The sequence below is a fragment of the Pedobacter lusitanus genome (genome assembly GCF_040026395.1).
In the GTDB taxonomy this organism is placed as follows: Bacteria; Bacteroidota; Bacteroidia; order Sphingobacteriales; family Sphingobacteriaceae; genus Pedobacter; species Pedobacter lusitanus.
Genome location: NZ_CP157278.1, coordinates 2,051,454 through 2,072,926, shown reverse-complemented (window position 1 = coordinate 2,072,926; position 21,473 = coordinate 2,051,454). Strand labels below are relative to the sequence as shown.

General features: G+C 35.9%; 5 protein-coding genes. All 5 read left to right on the top strand.

Going from position 1 to position 21,473, the window contains the following annotated elements:
• The first annotated feature begins 108 nt into the window (after window positions 1-108).
• Window positions 109-4,071 carry a condensation domain-containing protein gene (locus PL_RS08685; protein ID WP_052496593.1) on the top strand — a complete coding sequence of 1,321 codons (3,963 nt, stop codon included), beginning with the start codon at window positions 109-111 and terminating at the stop codon, window positions 4,069-4,071.
• Between the two features lie 81 nt (window positions 4,072-4,152).
• Complete coding sequence (locus tag PL_RS08680) at window positions 4,153-8,646, top strand: non-ribosomal peptide synthetase (RefSeq protein WP_041886440.1); 4,494 nt, start codon at window positions 4,153-4,155, stop codon at window positions 8,644-8,646.
• Between the two features lie 137 nt (window positions 8,647-8,783).
• Complete coding sequence (gene sbnA / locus PL_RS08675; protein ID WP_041886437.1) at window positions 8,784-9,752, top strand: 2,3-diaminopropionate biosynthesis protein SbnA; 969 nt, start codon at window positions 8,784-8,786, stop codon at window positions 9,750-9,752.
• Between the two features lie 31 nt (window positions 9,753-9,783).
• The gene (locus tag PL_RS08670) at window positions 9,784-10,773 is read left to right on the top strand and encodes an ornithine cyclodeaminase (RefSeq protein ID WP_041886436.1); all 990 of its coding nucleotides are present in this window, start codon (window positions 9,784-9,786) and stop codon (window positions 10,771-10,773) included.
• A 107-nt stretch (window positions 10,774-10,880) separates the two neighbouring features.
• Window positions 10,881-21,341: a non-ribosomal peptide synthetase gene (locus tag PL_RS08665; protein WP_041886432.1), complete on the top strand. Its 10,461-nt coding sequence runs from the start codon at window positions 10,881-10,883 to the stop codon at window positions 21,339-21,341.
• Window positions 21,342-21,473: the final 132 nt, after the last annotated feature.

Below are 21,473 nucleotides of genomic sequence, written 5' to 3'. Positions count from 1 at the left end.
TACCTGTGCCTGTTCTGTATGCGGAATGGCCGGTTAACAGCTCCCTGATATTATAGAAATACAGGGAGCTATGATATTATAATTTAATAAAAAACTAAACTCAAATAAATGGCAATAGCAATAATTGGAATGGCTGGATACTTTCCGGAAGCCAATGATATTGAAGAGTTTTATCTCAACCTGAAAAATGGAAAGGATAGTGTGAGACCGTGGTCAAAAAATAGACTACTGAATACTTCTATTCCTGTGAATGAGGATTATGTAGTGACAGGTTTCCTGGAAGATATAGATAAGTTTGATCATAGTTTTTTCAATATCTCTTTAGGCGAAGCCCAGCATATGGATCCTCGTCAGAGACTTCTTTTAGAAGTGGTCTATAAGGCTTTTGAAAATTCCGGATATAATCCCGATTTTTTTGATGATTCTAATACATCTGTTTTTGTTGGTGATACTAAAATGGATTATTATCAGCATGCAGAAAATTTTGACCCCACATTGCTGACTGGTAATATTAATTCGGTTGCAGCTGGCAGGATAGCTCGTTTTTTTAATCTCAGAGGGGGAGCATCGATGATTGATACTGCCTGCTCTTCTTCGCTGGTTGCAGTTCATTTTGCCTTTAACGAATTAATGAGCGGATTAAGTGATTATGCATTGGTTTGCGGAGTAAACCTGAGTCTTTTTCCTCTGGTTGATGATCCTTCTTATCATATAGGAATCAGCTCTCCTGATGGAAAGGCAAAGGCATTTTCTGCTGAGGCTGAAGGAACTGGCAGAGGGGAGCTGGCGGGCTGTATATTGTTAAAACCTTATGATAAGGCAAAAGCTGATCAGGATAATATTTTAGCTGTCATTAAAGCGACGGCAGTAAATCAGGATGCTAATCATTCAGCCAGTTTTACTGCACCCAGCAGCAAAGCTCAGGCCGAGGTCATCTCGAAAGCCTGGAAAAGGGCTGGGATTGAACCTGAAACAGTCACTTTTATAGAGGCACATGGTACTGGTACAAAACTCGGTGACCCAATAGAGGTACAAGGAATTGACCTTGCTTTTAAAGATTATACAAACGAAAAAGGATTCTGTGCTATATCTTCACTGAAAACAAATATAGGGCATGCAGATAGTGCCGCTGGTTTGGGAGGGTTAATCAAAGCAGTACTTTCAATCCGGCATAAGGAATTATTTCCTTCTTTACATTTTCATAAACCAAATCCATTTATTGATTTTGAAAATTCTGCTGTCTATGTAAACAGTGCATTGAAACCATGGGATTGTGAGAATGCTGGTATAAGAAGGGCTGGTATAAGTTCTTTTAGTCTGATTGGTACGAATTGTCATGTAGTAATTGAGGAGGATAAAAATGAAAAACCTCAGGAATCTTCATTTGAGCAAAACAAAGCCGATTCTTATCTGATTACCGTTTCTGGTAAAACTCCTTATTCAATAGCCGGGAATTTAAAAAAACTAAACGCACGTTTGTTAGCAAATCCGGATCTTAAGCTGAAAGATATAAGTTATACACTTACAAATGGCCGTAAACATTTTAATCACAGATATGCTGTCGTTGCGGATACGATGGGGCAGCTTACTGCTTTGTTAACCGGAGCCCATGACAACTGGAAAATTGTTGATAATTCTGTTACCAAAATTGTCTTTATCTTTTCTGATACGGTTAATCATGCAAAAAATCTGATTGATACTTATTGCCTGCAATATCCACTCTTTAATACTTATTATAAGGAGTGTCTGGATTCTGCAGACGAGAAAACGGATGGATTTTATTCGATCGCTTTTCAATACAGCTTTTATAAACTCTTAGAGGCTGCGGGAGTTGAAAGTAAATATCTGGTTGGCGTTGGAAGAGGAAAGATAGTGACCTCAAAAATTACAGGGCAAATTTCTATCGGGAAAGGCTTGAGCGAGTTTTTACAGAACCCCATTACACTTTCTGCCTCTGAGATCTCAGAAAAGATCAGCTCGTTAATACAAAATTTCAAAGACGAAAAGGTCGCGTATGTTGAGATTGGTACGGAAACATTAGTCACTCAGGCTCTTTCTGCTCACCCGGTTCAAGGTGGTTTTGAAGTTGTTTACCTTAAAGATCAGCCAAATCAGCTGCTTGAATATGTAAAGGATCTTTATCTTTTGAATTGTAAAATTGACTGGAGTAAATTCAATAGTCTGATAGGGGGAACAAAAATTGAACTTCCCGGATACGAATTTGAAAAAAGGAGATGCTGGATCAGGGAAATTGACGATGTAATTAGCTATGAGACCGGTAAGAATAGCCTTGATTCAGATGCTTCCGGCAATTCAGCCAAAGACACAATTGAGCGTAATCAAATAATAAAATCTGATTTAAATAATAGCGAATGGAGCCTGATAGAGAATAAAATTTTCCAGATCTGGTTAGAAGTGCTTAAAAGCGAAAATATCGGACTGGATGATGACTTTTTTGAATTGGGTGGACATTCTCTGAACGGCATGCAGATTATCAACCGCATAGAAAAAGAATTGGAAGTAGAAATTGAGTTTGAAGAACTTTTTGATTTTTCTACCGTAAGAACGCTGTCAGCACATATAGAAGAAATACTGTCCAGAAATTTAAAGAAACAGATCCAGGAGATTTTCCCAGTCAGTGTACAGGATTATTATACTGTTTCTCATGCCCAGAAACGGCTTTGGATTTTAAGCCAGTATGAAAAAAATAGGTCTGCCTATAATATCTCTGCTGCTTATATTTTTGAAGGAACTTTAAACATTGATGCTTTTAGTAAAGCTTTTGATATTCTGATTGAGAGGCATGAAAGTTTAAGAACTGTTTTCCTTATGGTTGACGGAGAACTCAAGCAAAAAATATATAGCCTGGAGGATTCACGCTTCTATTTAGAGATAAATGATTTTAACGGACAGGAACTTTCTGAGGATGAGGTGAGTGAGTCGATTTACAAGGCTGCTGATAAAAGATTTGATTTGAGTACGGGCCCTTTAATCAGTGCGGCTTTGTCCATCTTCGCTCAAAATAAGTATGTTTTTTGTTTCTCACTTCATCACATTATTGCAGATGGCTGGTCTGTAGAAATCTTTATAAAAGAAATCCTGATCCTTTATAATAGCTGCTGTCTGGATCTTCCTCATCCTTTGCCTAAACTTAATATCCAGAATAAAGATTTTATTTCATGGCAGCTTGATAAACTGAAAGGTGATTCTTTATTGAAGCTGCGAACATTCTGGGCCGATAAATTAGCTGTAAAAACACCAGTACTATCTTTACCTACTGATTTTCCAAGACCTCAAACTAAATCGTTCAATGGGGGAAGAGTAGACTTTTTCATCAGTAAGGAAATGAGTGCTGCTCTGCGGAAATTAAGCTCAGACAATGACTGCACTCTTTTTGTTACTTTACTGGCAGTATATAAAGCGTGGCTATTTATTTATTCCGGACAAACAGACCTGATTGTAGGTGTCCCTGTTGCGGGAAGGAATCATCCTGACCTGGAAAATCAAATAGGTCTTTACCTGAATACGCTGGCACTGCGTACTGAATTTGAAGAATCTGATACTTTCCTGAGTCTTCTGGCAAAAGTTAAATTAAATGTGATTAAAGGTTTAGACCACCAGCATTATCCTTTTGATTATTTAATTGATGAGCTAAATATTCAATATGATAAGAGCCGAAATCCATTATTTGATGTGGGATTTACATTTAACACAGTCTCTGCCATTAAAACACTCGAATCGGATTTGGATCAGAACCAGTTTAATCAGATAACCGTAAGAAATCTTGATCATGGACACAGAACTGTAAAGGTCGATAAGTGGCTTCATATTAATGAGAGCCAGGAAGAAATTAAGATCTTCTTAGAGTATAGAACGGATTTATTTCTGCCTCAGACTATAGAGAACAGAATGGAGACATTTAAATACATCCTCATGAAAATTACAGAGAACCCGGCAATCCCTTTGAACATAATGGTTGAGCTGATTGCCGAAAATCAAAGAAACTCCAACAGAATCAAACAAAATAGTGCTAAGAAAAGTAACCTGGATCTGCTTAAAAATATCAGGTAAAGGGTCGTTTGGAATTTAACATTCATCCCCCCACTATCCCTTAGCAATTGCCTTTATTTAAAAATTTTAACCAAATACCTGATGAACCTAAATATTTCGGAAGACACCTCAGCTAATAAAATCAATCATAGAAATGTTGCCCTGTCTTCTCTTCAGGAACGTATCTGTTTACTGGATAAAAAGGGCTTCGAGTTTTACACGCAGATCGTCTTCAAAACAGAAGGAAGATTGGATCGGGAGGATTTACTTACCTCTTTGAAAGAGCTGGTTAAAAGCCATGATAGTTTACGCTCAACTTATGTGGAAAATGATCAGAACCATTTTCCGGTACAACTTATTCAGGAGGAAATTGTACCGGAATTTGAATTTATAAATCTGCCGGATAAAAATGATGAAGAGTGTATTCAGTTTGCCACAGATAAGATTAGTGCAAATAACCTGGATGCAGATGTATACTTAAACAGGAGTATTAAATTAATACTGATTAAACAGTCAGAGGATCATCATTTGGTCATGATCAGGTTACCGTCAATAATGGCAGATGGTTATTCTTTGCTGAAAATAACGGAGAACCTGTCTTTAGGCACAAATAAACTAAAGGTCAGTGATGAGCTGATTCAGTATGAACAGTATTCTTTATGGCAGAATAAATTATTAAATAGTCAGAATGAAGAGGCAGAATATTTTTGGAAAAATTATGATTTCTCCAGTTACAAGTCTCTGAAACTACCCTTCGAGAAAAATGTTGATTTACCAGCGTTCTACAGCCCGGAATGTGTTGATATTGCATTAAACAAAGAAAAAGCAAATGCAGTGGTGAGGCTGGCACTCCAGGCAGATGTAAGTCCTGCGGATATTTTACAGGGAGTTCTGACTTGTTTAATTTCTAAACATACGGCATCTAATCATATTACGGTAGGAAAGGTTTTAGTAGACAGAGAATATGAAGAGTTGCAGGAAACAATTGGCTTAATTTCTAAAACCATTCCGATACTTTCGGAAGTGAATGAAAATGATAGTTTTATAAAATATGTAAAAGAGCTGAAAAATGTTATTCAGGATGTTTCTGGCTGGGAACAATATTTCCTGTTAAACAATGAACGTGATCAGGAGAGAAATGAGCCGGTAATTTTGCCTCTTGGATTTGAATATTTTGATTCACCGCATTTATCTGATTTTAACCAGGCATTAAATGTCTCCTTAATTGATTTTAAGAGTTTTACTGATCAGTTTAAACTAAAACTTTCATGTTTAAGTGATAAAAACGGACTTCAACTGGAGTTTTGTTATGATGCCAATTACTTTGATAATAAGTCCGTTAAGGTCTTGTGTGATCAGTATAAACAAATGATTAATACTATAATAGCTGATCCGGGTATAGCTATTAAAGATATTTTATCTCATTCGGCGGATGAGGAACTTTCACTTTTGGAATCCTTTAATTCTCTGATTTCCGGTGATTCTCCAGCTCCTGGTATTGTAGAGCTGTTTGAATTACAAGCTGCTCTAACACCGGATCATGCTGCTATTACTGCGGAAAACGAAACTTATACTTACCGGGAACTGAATGAACTGTCTAACCAGTTAGCGCGGCATTTACAAATGCAGTATGAGGTGAAAACAGGGGATGTTATTGGTATAATGGTCGAAAGATCAAACAGGATGATAGTTGGTTTATTAGGTATACTTAAATCTGGGGCTTGTTTTTTACCTCTTGATCCGGGTACGCCTAAAGATCGCAAAAATTTTATTCTGTCAAATGCGAGAGCCAGACTTCTCCTTACGGATCTGGATTTTATGTTTGAACTGACTGAATACTATCAGGGAGGAGTATTTGCTCTGGATCTTCTACTTCCGGATTTAACAGAAAGCAAGGATAATTTATCTGTAAAGCCTGATTCTACAGATTCTGCTTATGTAATTTATACATCCGGTTCTACAGGCAGGCCAAAGGGAGTACTTGTAAATCATTCATCGCTTACGAATTATACAGCGTGGTTTAAGGATACTTTTAATATCAGCAATGCAGACCGTACCTTATTATTTTCATCTATTTCTTTTGATTTATGTTATACAAGTTTATGGTCATCTCTGGTATCTGGCAGTACATTGTTTCTGCTAAAAGAAACTAATCATATAGATCCGCAGGAATTAACAAAGAGTTTGGCTGAGCATAAAATCACCTATATTAAACTTACTCCCTCTCATTTTAATATCCTGATCAATACAGATTTTGAGGAGCTGGTGATGAAATATAGTTTAAGACTGGTTGTGATCGGTGGTGAGCAAATCAGGGTTTCAGATATTGAAAAGTTTCATCAGTACAGAAATGATGTAGAGTTCGTTAATCATTACGGGCCTACTGAGACAACCATTGGTTGTATTTATAAATCCTTAAAGAATTCAGATTTATCAGCTTATAAATCTAGAATAAGAATTGGCCGTCCTATAAATAATACCAGGGTATATATACTCAATGAAAGAAAAGAGAGGGTCGCCTTAGGTATAACAGGAGAAATTTGTGTTTCGGGAAGGGGACTGTCTGGTGGTTATATCAACAATGATGAATTGACCCAATCAAGATTTGTTGCGAATCCATATGAACCAGGACAGCTCCTTTACCATACGGGAGACCTGGGAAGATGGACAGCTGATGGTGAAATAGAATTTTTAGGTAGAAATGATGATCAGGTAAAGATCAGAGGATACCGGATTGAGTTGTCTGAGATTGAAAGTGTATTAAAGCAATTTGCAAAGGTATCAAAATCGGCAGTGATCATAAGGGAAGACAAATCAGGTGATAGTGAGCTGGTAGGTTATGTTGAGAGTAAAGAGGATATAAAAATAAATGAGCTTCAGGAATACCTGATGGAAAAGCTGCCTGGCTACATGGTTCCGGCTCACCTGATCGTATTAAATGAGTTTGCCTTGACTGCCAATGGAAAAATTGATAGAAAAGCACTTCCCGGAGTTGAAGAACTTCAGGCTGGGAACAATCAAAATTATGAGGCTCCGGGAAATAGCCTGGAAGAGAAACTGGTAGAAATCTGGCAGGAGGTATTATGCAGGGAACGAATAGGAATAAGGGATAACTTCTTTCAAATTGGTGGACATTCTTTAAAAGCTGTGCAGATTATTGCCAGAATTCATAAGGAGTTACAATCAAAAGTTGAGCTAAAGGATATTTTTGACACACCGACTATTGCTGAATTATCCAGAATCATTAAGGGAGGGGAAAAGAATGTATATGAAACAATTAAGCCATTAGAGAAACAGCCTTATTATGAACTCTCACATGCCCAGAAGCAGTTATGGTTTGTAGATAAGTTTCAGGATAAACAAGCCGCTTATAACCGGACACTAACTTATCTTTTTGATGATTTAAATATTATTGCTTTTGAAAAGGCATTTGAAACATTAATTATAAGACATGAGATATTAAGAACCAGCTTTTTAACTGTAGCCGGGGAACCAAAACAAAAGGTCCTGGAGTATGAGGATCTTAGATTTAATGTGGAGCAGGAGGATATTCGTGCTGCCGGAAATATAGAGGAAAATGCTAACAGAATCATTAACAGGCATGCGTCTCATATCTTCGATCTGACAAACGGACCTCTGCTAAAAGCAATACTCATTCAAAAAGATGAGCATACACATCTATTTTCTTTAGTACTGCATCATATATTGTGTGATGGCTGGTCTATTGAAGTATTGAAAAAAGAAATCATTGCACTTTATCATGCTTATGATCAAGGTCAGGCTAATCCCCTGGTTCCTTTAAAAGTTCAATATAAGGACTATGCTTTCTGGCATAATTCACTAAATCTTGAGAAAGAAGAAAATTATTGGTTGAATAAGCTGACAGGGAAACTGGAAATGGTAAATCTGCCCTATGATAAGACCAGAAGTGAGCATAAGCAATTTAAAGGAGAAGGTATAACTTTTGAATTGGAAAAGGGTATTGCTGATACTCTAAAAGAGTTATCGACAACGAATAATACCACATTGTCCAATACCGTATTAGCTGTCTTTTTACTTTTTCTGAATAAAATCACGGGACAAAAAGATATTCTGCTGGGAATTGGCCATGCAAACAGGAACGATGTGGATTTGGAGAGTCTGATTGGTCTTTTTGTAAATACTGTAGTCATAAGGACAAGATTTGATGATGATATGAGTTTCAGAGACCTGCTTCATCAGGTTGGACAGAATTGCCTGGAAGCTTATAAGCATAGAAATTATTCTTTTGACCTGCTTATAGAAAAACTAAAGATTACAAGAGATTCAAGCTATTTACCACTCATTAACGTGGTATATATTTATCGGAATTACGAAGACTTAACCAGTAATCTTGATTCGCATATAAATGATCAGGATGATGCGATTTCTTCCAGTTCAGCAAGCGAAATAATCAATCATGTATCCTCGAAAACTGATTTAATGCTTTATGTAAGTGAGCTGCCGGAATCATTGATTATAGGGATAGAATATGATAGTGATTTGTTTTTCCAGGGTACAGCGGAAAAAATGGTCAGTATATTAAAAAGCCTGTTTGCACTTTCTGATTCTTTTTAGGGAATTGCCAGAGGGCTTTGCCTCTTTGCTATATGCTTTTAATGATTTAGACAGACATCGTAAAAGCAGACAGGAGATATTTCTTTCTCCTGATTAAAATATAAAAAATTGAATTACCATTATTTCATGTAGACATTATGCTTAAAAAATTAGAAAAAATTAAAGGATTTATTGGCAATACGCCTTTAAAAAAACTGGAATATGGTCTTTTTAATCTCTTTGTAAAATTAGAGTATTGCAACTTCACTGGTAGCTCTAAAGACAGAGCTGCTTTTAGCATTTTAAAAACTGCAATCCAAAATGGATTAATAAATGAAGAGACATTGATTGTTGGATCAAGCTCAGGAAATTTTGCTATAGCTGTAGCTAGTATGTGTAAGTTTCTGGGGCTGAAATTTATACCGGTAATTGATCCTAATATTAATCCTTTATATGAAAAACAACTTGAATTATTAGCATATGATGTTGTAAAGGTTACCAAACTGGATATTACAGAGGGCTACCTTCTGACAAGAATCGAGACAGTTGAGCACATTTGTAAGAGTAATCAAAATTCTTTCTGTGCAGATCAGTATAATGATCCTAATAATTACAAAGGTTACTGGGATACGCTTGGAGTAGAAATAGCTGAAAATTTTGACTCGCTGGACTATATTTTTATAGGAGTGAGCTCGGGGGGAACTATTACGGGAGTTTCAAAAAAAATCAAGGAAAAGTTTCCAAATGTTGTGATTGTGGCTGTGGATGTGGAGGGCTCGGTAATATTTAGTCAGAAACCAATAAAAAGATATGTTTCAGGCATTGGGGCAAGTAAAGTTCCTTCTATTATACATGAGGCAATTATTGATGATGTTATCCATGTTTCTCAACCTCATATTGTGACTGGCTGCTATGAATTGCTTAATGAACAGGCACTTTTTGCAGGAGCATCCTCAGGTGCAGTTTATTATGGCATAAAAGAATATTTTCAGGAAAGAAATATCTCTAAAGATGCTAATGTTCTTTTTATATGTCCTGATCGGGGAAATGCTTACATGGATACTATATATAATGCAGAATGGGTAAAAATGATGACACATAATCTTCAGGAATTAGTAGAGAAATAACAAAATCCGTTAATAATTAGAACCACAACCAATGTTATACCTTAATAAAAAAGACCTCAAAGAAATCGGAATCGTTTGGCAGGAACTTGTCGGAGTTATCAAAAAAAGCGTGCAGATTTTGCAGGAACAGGATTTTGCACAACCTATAAAGCCATATTTAAGATATCATGATATCAAGAACCGGATCATTGCCATGCCGGCATTTATTGGAGGCGAAATTAATTTTGCCGGTATCAAATGGATTGCAAGTTTTCCGGGTAATTTTAAACTTGATATTCCCAGAGCTCACTCTATTACTATTTTGAATGAAGCAAATACCGGCAGACCTATATGTACTATTAACACAACTTTAATCAGTGGATTAAGAACGGCTGCGGTTTCTGGTTTGATATTAAATGAATTTTTAAGCATCAAACGTTCAAATCATTTACAGTTCACTTTAAGTATAGTCGGTTTGGGACCGATAGGAAAACTCCATCTGGAAATGGCCTCAACGTTATTAAGTGGCAAACTCAAAGCTATAAAGTTACATGATGTTGATTCCGAAGCTTTTAATGCTTTGTCGGATCTTGATTTTTACCATGATATTAAGGATAAGCTTATCTTTTGTAAGACCTGGGAAGAAGCATATGACGATGCCGATATTTTTATTACCTGTACGGTTTCTAATCAAACTTATATTAATAAAGAACCTAAAAAAGGCTCTCTGCATTTAAATGTCTCTTTGAGGGATTATATGCCGGAATTCATTCATTATGCAAACCACATCATTGTAGACAACTGGGAAGAAGTCTGCAGAGAAAATACTGATATAGAAAATATGCATAAAAAGTATGCACTTGCCAAAGAAGATACATCATCAATTATAGATGTGGTATGTAATCATGTATCTCATTCGTGGAAAGAATCAGATATAGTAATGTTTAATCCAATGGGGATGGCCGTTTTTGATATCGCTATTGGCGGATTATTTTATAATAAAGCTATCAAACAGGGTAAAGGACAAATGCTGGAAGCTTAACTGTAAATCCGGCTATCCCTGTATCGTGCACAAATCATCTTTTCTTATCAATCATTCTTTATTGATAAACAACCTTACCTGAGTGTTACAAATAATTAACCTTTAAAATGAAATTATCACAAATTAATATATCCGATTTTTCAAGTAATAATAAAGTTGAAGAATTGTACAAATCTTTGAATAACAATCGAACTGAATATCCTAAGGATAAAAGTATAATTGATTTATTTCATGAGGTTTGCAACAGTTATCCTGAGTATAAAGCAATCATAGAGGATGACAGGTCAATAACTTATGAGGAGCTGGACAAGAGATCAAATCAGGTTGCCAATTTCTTAATCGACCAGGGAATTCAAAAGGAAAATATTGTGATTGTGTATATGGAGAAATCCATTGCTATGATTGTTTCAATCCTGGGTATCTTAAAATCCGGAGGAGCTTATTGTCCTTTGAATACTGATTTTCCTATTGGCCGTATCAAATATATAGTAAATGAGACAAAGGCCATGCTGGTAATGTCTGAGTCAAAATTCCTTCAGCAAATCAATAATTTATTATGGGAATGTGAAACTTTAAAGTCCTATTTGTGTGTGGATGTTGAAGATATATCTGGGATTGTTGAAAGCCGCAATGAATTAATGGATCGGGAACTGTGGGAATATGTAGGGCAGACTGCAGTAGATGATATTGCAGGAGGAGGATGGAGCGATAGTTATACCGGTGAGCTGCTCAGCAGGGAAATACTTGATGAGTATGGTGATAATATTCTGAAAAAGATTACACCATTTCTGGATAAGAAAAAGAAAGTACTTGAAATTGGTTGTGCTTCTGGTATAAGTATGTTCAGAATAGCCCCTTTTGTAGATTCTTATTTTGGTACGGATATTTCTCAGGCGATACTTGATTATGACCAGAAAATATGTGATGAAAGAGGTATCACCAATGTGCAGTTAAAAAGGCTTGAAGCAGAAGAAATTGACCAGATTGAGGAAAAGAATTTTGATATAGTAATTATTAACAGTGTGGTGCAAGCATTCAGCGGGCATAATTATTTGAAAGACATTGTCAGAAAGATTATTGGCCTGTTGAGCTCTAATGGAATAATATTTATAGGTGATGTAATGGATCAGGACTTGAAAGATGAACTGATCAATTCTTTGATTTCTTTCAAAAAAGCCAATATTCATGCAAAAACCAAGCTTAGTTTTACTAATGAGCTGTTCGTTTCGAAAAGCTTTTTTGAACATCTTGTTTTTGATTTTCAAGAGATTGAGAAGGTAGAGCCTTCTGGTAAAATTCATACGGTTAAATGTGAGCTTACTGAATACAGATATGACATTATCTTAAGTGTCAATAAAAATAATATTCATCCTGAGACTTCTGTACGAAGACAAAAGGAATGGTTTGATAACAGTGTCTTAAAGAAGTTTAGTGATGATCCTTGTAACGTGATAACTTCACCGGAACAGCTGGCTTATGTAATCTTCACATCAGGTTCAACGGGTACACCAAAGGGGGTACTTATTGAGCAAAGAGGGGTAGTCCGTTTAGTCAGGAATACAAATTATATCAACTTTACACCAGAGGATGTAGTATCCCAGTGTATTCCTGTTTCTTTTGATCCATCAGTCTGGGAAATATTTGGAGCGTTGTTAAATGGATCGGCTCTGTGCTTAATACCACAGTCCATGCTGTTGAACTTTGATCTTTTTACAAGTTATATTAATAGAAACCGCCTTACAATTGTAGCAATCCCGGCAGCCCTTTTTGCTCAGATAGCTGATTTAAGACCGGCCATGTTTATCCATTTAAAGACAATTGTTGTTGGAGGAGAAACGTTATCTCCGAAAGCAGTCAGTAAGATTAGAGCAGCCTGTCCTGATTTACAGATAATAAATGCATATGGGCCAACTGAAAATACGGTTAAATCTACTACCTATGTTATAAGCTCTGAGTATAGTGATATTCCTATTGGTAAGCCTGTTGCAAATTCAGAAGCATATATTTTAGATGAAAACAACAATCTGCAATCTCCAGGAATAGCAGGAGAATTATGTGTTGCCGGGGACGGATTAGCCAGAGGTTACTTAAATGATGAAAAATTAACCCGGACTAAATTTGTAGAGCACCCTTTTGAACCAGGAAAAAGAATGTACAAAACGGGAGATCTGGCCCGTTTAAAATCGAATGGTAATATAGAGTTTCTTGGCAGATTAGATCATCAGGTTAAAATACGTGGTTTTAGAATAGAAATATCAGAGATTGAGAGTAAACTGAAAGATATACCTCAGATAGAAGAGGCTGTTGTTGCTGTAGTTGAGAAAAAAGAAAAATACTTATGTGCTTATTTGAAACTCGCTGATACGATAAGTATGGATGCGGTAAGGGCATTACTTTCGGTAAATTTACCGGCTTTTATGATCCCTTCATATTATGTGTTAATGGACAAATTTCCATTGACACTGCATGGAAAGATAGATACTAAGGCGCTACCTGAACCTGAAGAACTGAATTTAATTAATAGTGTTGCTTATATAGCTCCGGTTAATGATCTGGAAATAAGCCTTGTTAAGATATGGGAAGAGTTACTGGGTAAAAGTCGGGTTGGAACTCATGATAATTTCTTCGAGATTGGTGGACATTCTTTAAAAGCGGTACAGCTTACTTCAAGGATTTCTGAAGTTTTTGGCGTGAAACTGGAAATTAAAAATGTATTTGATTATCCAACGGTAGAGAAAATGGTTAAACTGATCGCCGTTTCGCAAAAGACCAGCTATGAAGAAATTCAGGTTGCCGCTTATCAGGACTATTATGATGTTTCTCATGCTCAGAAAAGGCTCTGGATATTAGATCAGATTGAAGAAAATCAAAATGCATATCATATTCTGAGTGCTAATGTTTTTAATGGAAATCTCAATCGTGAAGCATTTGTTCAGGCGTTTGAAGCATTAGTACAACGTCATGAAAGTCTGAGAACATCCTTTAGAGTTGTTAAGGGAGAGCCTAAACAAAAAATAAACGAATACGTTAATGGTAAATTCAATATGGATTACCTTGATATGCGGGATGAAGAGAATAAGGAGGAATTGGCGCAACAATCCATCAGACAACAGGGAGGTTTGCCATTTGATCTGCAATCCTATTCTTTGATGAGAGCGCACCTGATCCGTCTTGAAGATGAAAAATATGTATTCTTATTAGCAATTCATCATATTATCTCTGATGGCTGGTCTATGAATATTCTGGTTGATGAGTTCCTGTTTTTATATCATTCCTTTAATTCTGGTAATCAGAATGTTTTACCTCCATTAAGAATACAGTATAAGGATTATGCAGCATGGCAGAATAACCAGTTAAGTCATACTGAGTTCAATGCCGATAAGAATTTCTGGGTAAATTATCTGGATGGAGAACTTCCTGTTTTAGAACTTCCTACTGATTTTCCGAGGCCCGTTTTCAGAACCTACAATGGAGCCCGGACTAGAAATATACAATTTGACGCTCAGTTATGTGAAAACCTGGATAGATTAAGCAAAAGCAATGGAGCTAGTTTATTTATGTTGTTAATAGCTTCTGTCAATGTGCTTTTCTATAAATATACCAGTCAGAATGATATTATACTGGGCTCCCCTGTAGCCGGCCGGGAGCATAAGGATCTTGAGAATCAAATAGGTTTTTATGTGAATACTGTTGGTCTGAGAACACAGATAGATGCGGAAGAAAATTTTGAGATATTACTGCATAAAGTCAAAGAAAATATTCTCAATGTGTATGCGCATCAGGCTTATCCTTTTGACAGATTGATTGAAGATCTTGATGTAAGACCGGAAACCAGCCGGTCGCCCTTATTTGATGTAATGGTTGCTCTTCAGAATATTGAAGTTAAATCATTGGGTATTGATACCATTGAGGAAGTTAATATTCAGGGTTATGATGCTGAACTGGCTGTCAGTAAATTTGATCTAAGCTTTAATTTCACTCAGCAGGATGCAGCAATCGCTGTAAGTGTAGAATATAATACTGATTTGTTTACTCAGGCGACCATTTATAGGCTAATAGATCATTTTCAGGCTTTGATTAAGTCAATCTCAAATAATCCATTACTCCCTATAAAGACACTTGAATATTTATCTGAAGCAGAAGAAGCTCAGATTATGCATGAATTTAATCAGGTGAAAACAGATTTTAATCTTGATAAGACTATCTATCACTATTTAGAAGATTATGCATCTCAGACTCCGGATAAAACTGCAGTACAGTTTAATGATAAGCAGTTAAGTTACAGAGATGTGAATGGACATGTAAATCAGCTGGCTCATTTTCTGTCTAAAAAAGAGCTGGTTAATAAGGATGATTTAATCGTCATTTTAATGGACCGGTCAGAAAAGATGGTCATCAGCATTTTAGCTGGCTGGAAGATTGGCGGTGCTTATCTTCCACTTGATCCTGCTTATCCTGCAGAACATATAAAAAGTATCGTAGAAGATTCGGGAGCTAAACTTGTGATCACACTTTCTCAATTTCTTTCGGATGAACTGGAACAGGAACTCAGGTCAATGGTTGGAATCGTAAAATTAGATGAATCTGAACAAGCAATTAATCATGAAAGTAAACAGAACTTAAACCTGCTTACAGGTAAGGAAAATCTTGCTTATGTAATTTATACTTCAGGTTCAACTGGTAAGCCTAAGGGTGCTATGATTGAACATGGGGGAATGATGAGTCATATCTTTTGTAAGATAGAGGACTTACAGCTAAATGAGCAGAGTATAGTCATGCAAAATGCTTCGCAGTGTTTTGATATATCTGTATGGCAGTTCTTTGTTGCATTGGTTGTAGGTGGGAAGACTGTAATATATGACAATGACACAGTTATTAATCCTGTAAAACTTCTTGAAAAAATGAGAGAAGACAGTATTAATATTGCAGAAGTAGTTCCTTCTTATTTGTCTGTTATGCTGGACCTGATTGAAAACAGTCATGTTCATCAGATTCCAAACGATTTAAACTATCTTTTGGTTACCGGAGAGACACTTAAAAAGTCTTTGGTGAAAAGATGGTTCAAAGAATCAGCTATTAAATTAATTAATGCCTATGGACCTACGGAAGCATCTGATGATATAACTCATTTGATCATGACAGATGATATTCCTGAAATGGAAAGTATTCCTATTGGCAGGCCTTTACCAAACTCCCGGATATATATTGTTGATCAGCATATGAAACTTTGTCCGATTGGCATTAAAGGTGAAATTTGTGTTTCAGGTGTCGGGGTTGGAAGAGGGTATGTAAGGGATCCTGAAAGAACAAAGGCAGTATTTGTAGAAGATCCTTTTCAAAAAGGTACCAGATTATATAAAACAGGTGATGTAGGCAGGTATTTATCCAATGGACTGATAGAGTTTTTTGGGCGAAAAGACTATCAGGTAAAAATTAAGGGTTTTCGTATTGAACTCGAAGAAATTGAGAGGGCCTTAACAAATTATGAAACTGTAAAAGAAGCTGTTGTAGATATAAAAGAAGATTTGGCTGGCGAAAAAATATTGGTCGCATATTGTGTGGGAAATGGTATACTGGTTTCTGCTGATCTGAGGAAGTTTCTTGCAGAGCGGATTCCTGCTTATATGATTCCATCATTTTTTGTGCAGCTGGAGAAATTGCCATTAACTTCAAATGGAAAAGCTGACCGTAAATCTCTGCCGGATCCGGAAGATCTGATTTCAGCAATACCTGATGTCAATTATCAGGCTCCCAGAAATAAGGTGGAAAATCAACTGATACAAATTTGGAAAGAGGTATTAGGCAGAGATAAAATTGGCATAACGGATAACTTTTTTGAAATGGGTGGACATTCATTAAAGGCTATTCAAATCATTACAAGAATTTACAAAATACTAAATGTGAATGTTGAGGTACGAAGCATATATACGAATCCAACTATTGAGGGCCTTGCATTAGTTATCAGGCAATCTGCTCAGGTAACATTCCAGTCTATTAATCCGGTTGTAACGCAACCATATTATGATCTTTCCAGTTCACAGAGAAGGCTTTGGATTCTTGATCAGATTCAGGAAGGACAGATTGCTTACAATATCCCGGGAATATATGTTTTTAATGGTGAACTGAAAGTAAGTACACTTCAGACTGTTTTTGAAATTTTAGTTAAGAGACATGAAAGCCTGCGTACTACATTTGTTTCAGTAGCCGGAGAACCTAAACAGAAAATTACTGCAGCTGAAGATGTTTCTGTAGCTATTAATTTTACGGATTTAAGATCGGATACGGATAAGCAGAAAAAAGCAAAAGAGTTGGCAGGAGTGGAGATAGGTACTCCTTTTAATCTGGAATCAGGCCCCCTGATAAGGCTTACCCTTATTCAATTAGAAGACAATCAATTTATATTTCTGTTTGTAATTCATCATATCGTTTCAGATGGCTGGTCTATCGAAGTGTTTATTGATGAGGCTTTAGCATTGTATGGTAGCCTTATTGAAGGAAAAGAGGCAGATTTACCTCCTCTTGCCATTCAATATAAAGATTATGCAGCCTGGCAGAATGATCAGCTTAGTGGAGAGAATTCTATTTCCAGTCAAGAGTTCTGGACTGCACAGTTTTCTGGTGAAATACCTGTACTTGAACTTCCATATATTAATCAAAGACCGGCTTTTAAGACGTACAATGGCAAAACTGCTATGATAACGCTTAGTGAAGAGGTATCGCAGAAAATCAGAGAGGTATCGAATAAATTTGAAATGAGCAAATTTATGTTTTTGATAGCTTCTATAAATACACTGTTTTATAAATATACCGGACAGCAGGATATTATTCTTGGTTCGCCGGTTTCAGGAAGAAATCATGCTGATTTAGAGGGGCAGATCGGTTTTTATGTGAATACAATTCCTATAAGAACTGTTTTTAATGGTGAAGATAGCTTTGCAATATTGCTTTCTGCTGTGAAAGAGAACCTGTTAGACATTTATACTAATCAGAACTACCCTTTTGACAAGTTAGTAGATGAACTTTCCTTGAAGCGGGACACAAGTCGTTCTCCTCTTTTTGATGTTATGGTTGTATTGCAGAATATAGAGCTAGAGACATTAACTCAGCAGGAGATGAAAGACATTTCGATACAAAATTATGAGACAGATTTTTCTGTAAGTAAATTTGATCTGACATTTAATTTCTCTGAGTCTGCCAAAAATATTTATCTGTCACTTGAATATAATACCGATCTGTTTTCAACCGAGACTATAGACAGGATGCTGGCTAATTACGAAACACTTCTTGATTACGTCGTTCAGCATACAGATTCTTCTCTGAATGGAATAGGGTTTTTATCAGCTGATGAAAAGCAAACGCTGATAAAAAACTTCGATGCCAGTGAGATAGCTTACAAAACTGAAACTACTATCCAGGAAATGTTTCAGGAGCAGTCAGCAGAAAGCCCTGAAAATTATGCTGTTATTTTTGGTAATGATAAGTTGACTTATCAGGAACTGAATTGTACATCGAATCAGCTGGCTGATTATCTGAGAGTAATATGTGGTATTCAAAGTGAGGATTTGGTAGGGGTTATGGTCAATCGTTCTCAATGGATGATTACAGCAGTTATGTCAGTATTAAAAGCCGGAGCTGCTTATGTGCCTATAGATCCTGGTTATCCATCTGGAAGAATTGAATTTATAAGAAATGATGCCAATCTAAAGGTTTTAATAGTAGATACGGAAGAAATAAAAGAGAAGTATCAGTCAGATTCATGTAAGGTCATAAGTTTAGAGAAACTTAAAGAGTTGTTACCTGCATATTCTAATATTAACCCTTCCGTGATAAATATGCCGGAAAATCTGGCTTATGTTATTTATACTTCCGGAACTACAGGAGTACCAAAAGGGGTTCAGATTGAACATAAGAGCATCGCTAATACTCTGCTATGGCGTAAGGAATATTATGGATTAGATGAAAAAGTTATTAACCTTCAAATTCCTTCAATAGCCTTTGACAGCTCTGTTGAGGATGTGTTTTCAATATTGATAACCGGTGGGACATTAGTTATTCTTCAAGAAGAATTAAGATATGATCTGAATTATCTGTCTTCAATGATCCGGGAACATGCAGTTACTCACTTTTTATGTGTGCCTTCGCTGTATAAGGCATTACTGGAAGAAGTCAGTGAGGAATTATTGAATATGAAAACGGTAACTGTAGCTGGAGAGTCTATAGGAGAAGATTTAGTACAAAAGCATTTTAAACTATTGCCTGGAGTTGAATTAATAAATGAATATGGGCCTACTGAGAATTCTGTTTGTTCTACAGTATCGAAACTGGAACCTGGGAAATCAGTAACTATAGGTAAGCATATTTCTAATGTACTTACTTATATTTTGGATGACAGATTAGAACTGCTTCCTTTGGGTACTATTGGAGAGATTTGTGTTGCAGGGCCTGGTTTAGCGAGAGGTTATTTAAATCGTGAAGTACTGAATCTTGAAAAATTTGTTGATAATCCGTATCATACCAAGTATACAAAACTTTATAGAACTGGTGATTATGGAAAATTCCTGGCTGATGGTTCAATTAAGTTTTTAGGGCGAAAAGATGACCAGGTTAAAATAAGAGGGTACAGGGTAGAGCTAAATGAAATTGAAAATGCTTTGTCAAAACTTGAATACCTGGATGAGGTCATCGTTGTCGCAAAATCTGGCAGCAATGATTCTAAATATCTGGTGGCCTACCTGATGAGCAAGGAAACAGTAAAAAGCGATGATTTACAAAAATATCTTTCTGATTTGCTTCCTTCTTATATGATTCCATCTCACTACGTGAAACTGGATCAGCTCCCACTAAATTCCAATGGTAAATTAGACCGGAAAGTACTGGAGAATTTAGCGCTGGATGAGGTGAAAACAGAGACTGAGCTTCCGGATGGACCTGTAGAAGAGGAGTTGATAAGTATTTGGGAAAAGCTGCTGATTGGTCAGGAAATAGGTACAGATCAAAACTTCTTTGACCTGGGAGGAGATTCTATAAAAGCAACACAAATTGTTGCCAGAATGTACAAAGCCGGCTATAAAATAAGCGTAAGGGATATATTTAAGAATCCAACCATAAAATTACTGGGAAAAATAGCAGAGAAAGTCTCAAGACCTTCAGACCAGGGATTAGTGGAAGGAATTATTCCTCTGACTCCAATTCAAAAAGATTTCTTTTCTACTCAGAGATTAAAACCTCATCATTACAATCAGGCAGCTCTTCTTGTTTTTAATGAAGGCTTCAGTGAAGATAACATCAGGAACATTTTTAAAGAGATTATTCAACATCATGATGCATTAAGAATTAATTTTAAAAGGACACAAGATGGTTATATTCAGATGAATAATGTTGTAAATTCAAATGTTCCTCTACAGATTACTGATTTAAGAAATGAATTAAATCCAACTGCGTTACTGGAAGAAAAATGTAATGAAATTCAGTCTTCAATAAATATGGAAGATGGTTCTTTGATTAAATTATGCTTGTTTAAGCAGGCTGAAGGTGATTCCTTATTGATTGTTATCCATCATTTAATTATTGACGGAATTTCCTGGAGAATTTTATTGGAGGATTTTTCGACACTTTTTGAACAGATTCAAAAGAACGAAATTCTTTCTTTACCATTAAAAACTGATTCATTTAAACTCTGGTCAGAAAACTTACAGGAATATGCCAATGGTAAAGATTTTCTGAAGGAGATAAACTACTGGGAACAGTTACTGACATTTGAAGACGGGGGATTTACCAAAGATTTTGCCTATGAAAGTAATGTCCTTCAGGATGCTAAGAAATTAACAATCGCACTTGACAGGGAAGAAACCTCGCTCTTACTGACGAAAGTGAATTTTGCTTATAATACAGAAATTAATGACATTTTACTGGCTGGCCTTGGCATTAGTATTCAAACATATTTTAAACAGAACGAATTCATTCTTGCTCTGGAAAATCATGGAAGAGAAGAAATATTGAAAGATTTCAATGTAACCAGAACAATCGGGTGGTTTACTTCAATTTATCCATTAAAAATAACAGTCTCCGATAATGATATTTCCAGACAGATTAAAGAAGTCAAAGAAATATTGAGAAAAGTTCCTAATAAAGGTATAGGTTATGGAATTCTAAAACATCTTACAGCTGAAGAGTATAAAACAGGATTAGATTTTAAAGTTAAACCAAAGATGATATTCAATTATCTGGGACAATTTGATTCTGATCTGAGCGATTCAAAATTTGAGATTTCAAGTGAACATGTGGGACAGTTGCAGGATATAAATGAAGAGAGGGAGTATGATTTTGATATAAACGGGCTGATTGCGGATGGCCAGCTTATTATATCTATCACCTTTAATAAAAACCATTATAGAGATGAAACTATTCAGGGGTGGCTTAATCAATACAGGGAATCGTTAAATCAAATCATTTATCACTGCTCTGAAAGAGACCAGAAAGAATTAACACCCAGCGATATGGGGCATAACAAGCTATCAATCGATGATATTGAACTATTAGAATCTATTTTTAATAATAACGATAACTAACTTAAATAAGTTTATTATTTGATAATGTAATTAAAAGGTTTTACATTAGTAATATAATAATAAAGTTACTTATAGCTATTTATTCTTATCAAAATCCAAGAATTATCAGAGTAGGTCTTACGGGATTACAAT

Coding starts and splice junctions, on each gene's coding strand:
- PL_RS08670 (WP_041886436.1), top strand. CDS start 9,784: ATGTTATACCTTAATAAAAAAGACCTCAAAGAAATCGGAATCGTTTGG.
- PL_RS08685 (WP_052496593.1), top strand. CDS start 109: ATGGCAATAGCAATAATTGGAATGGCTGGATACTTTCCGGAAGCCAAT.
- sbnA (WP_041886437.1), top strand. CDS start 8,784: ATGCTTAAAAAATTAGAAAAAATTAAAGGATTTATTGGCAATACGCCT.
- PL_RS08665 (WP_041886432.1), top strand. CDS start 10,881: ATGAAATTATCACAAATTAATATATCCGATTTTTCAAGTAATAATAAA.
- PL_RS08680 (WP_041886440.1), top strand. CDS start 4,153: ATGAACCTAAATATTTCGGAAGACACCTCAGCTAATAAAATCAATCAT.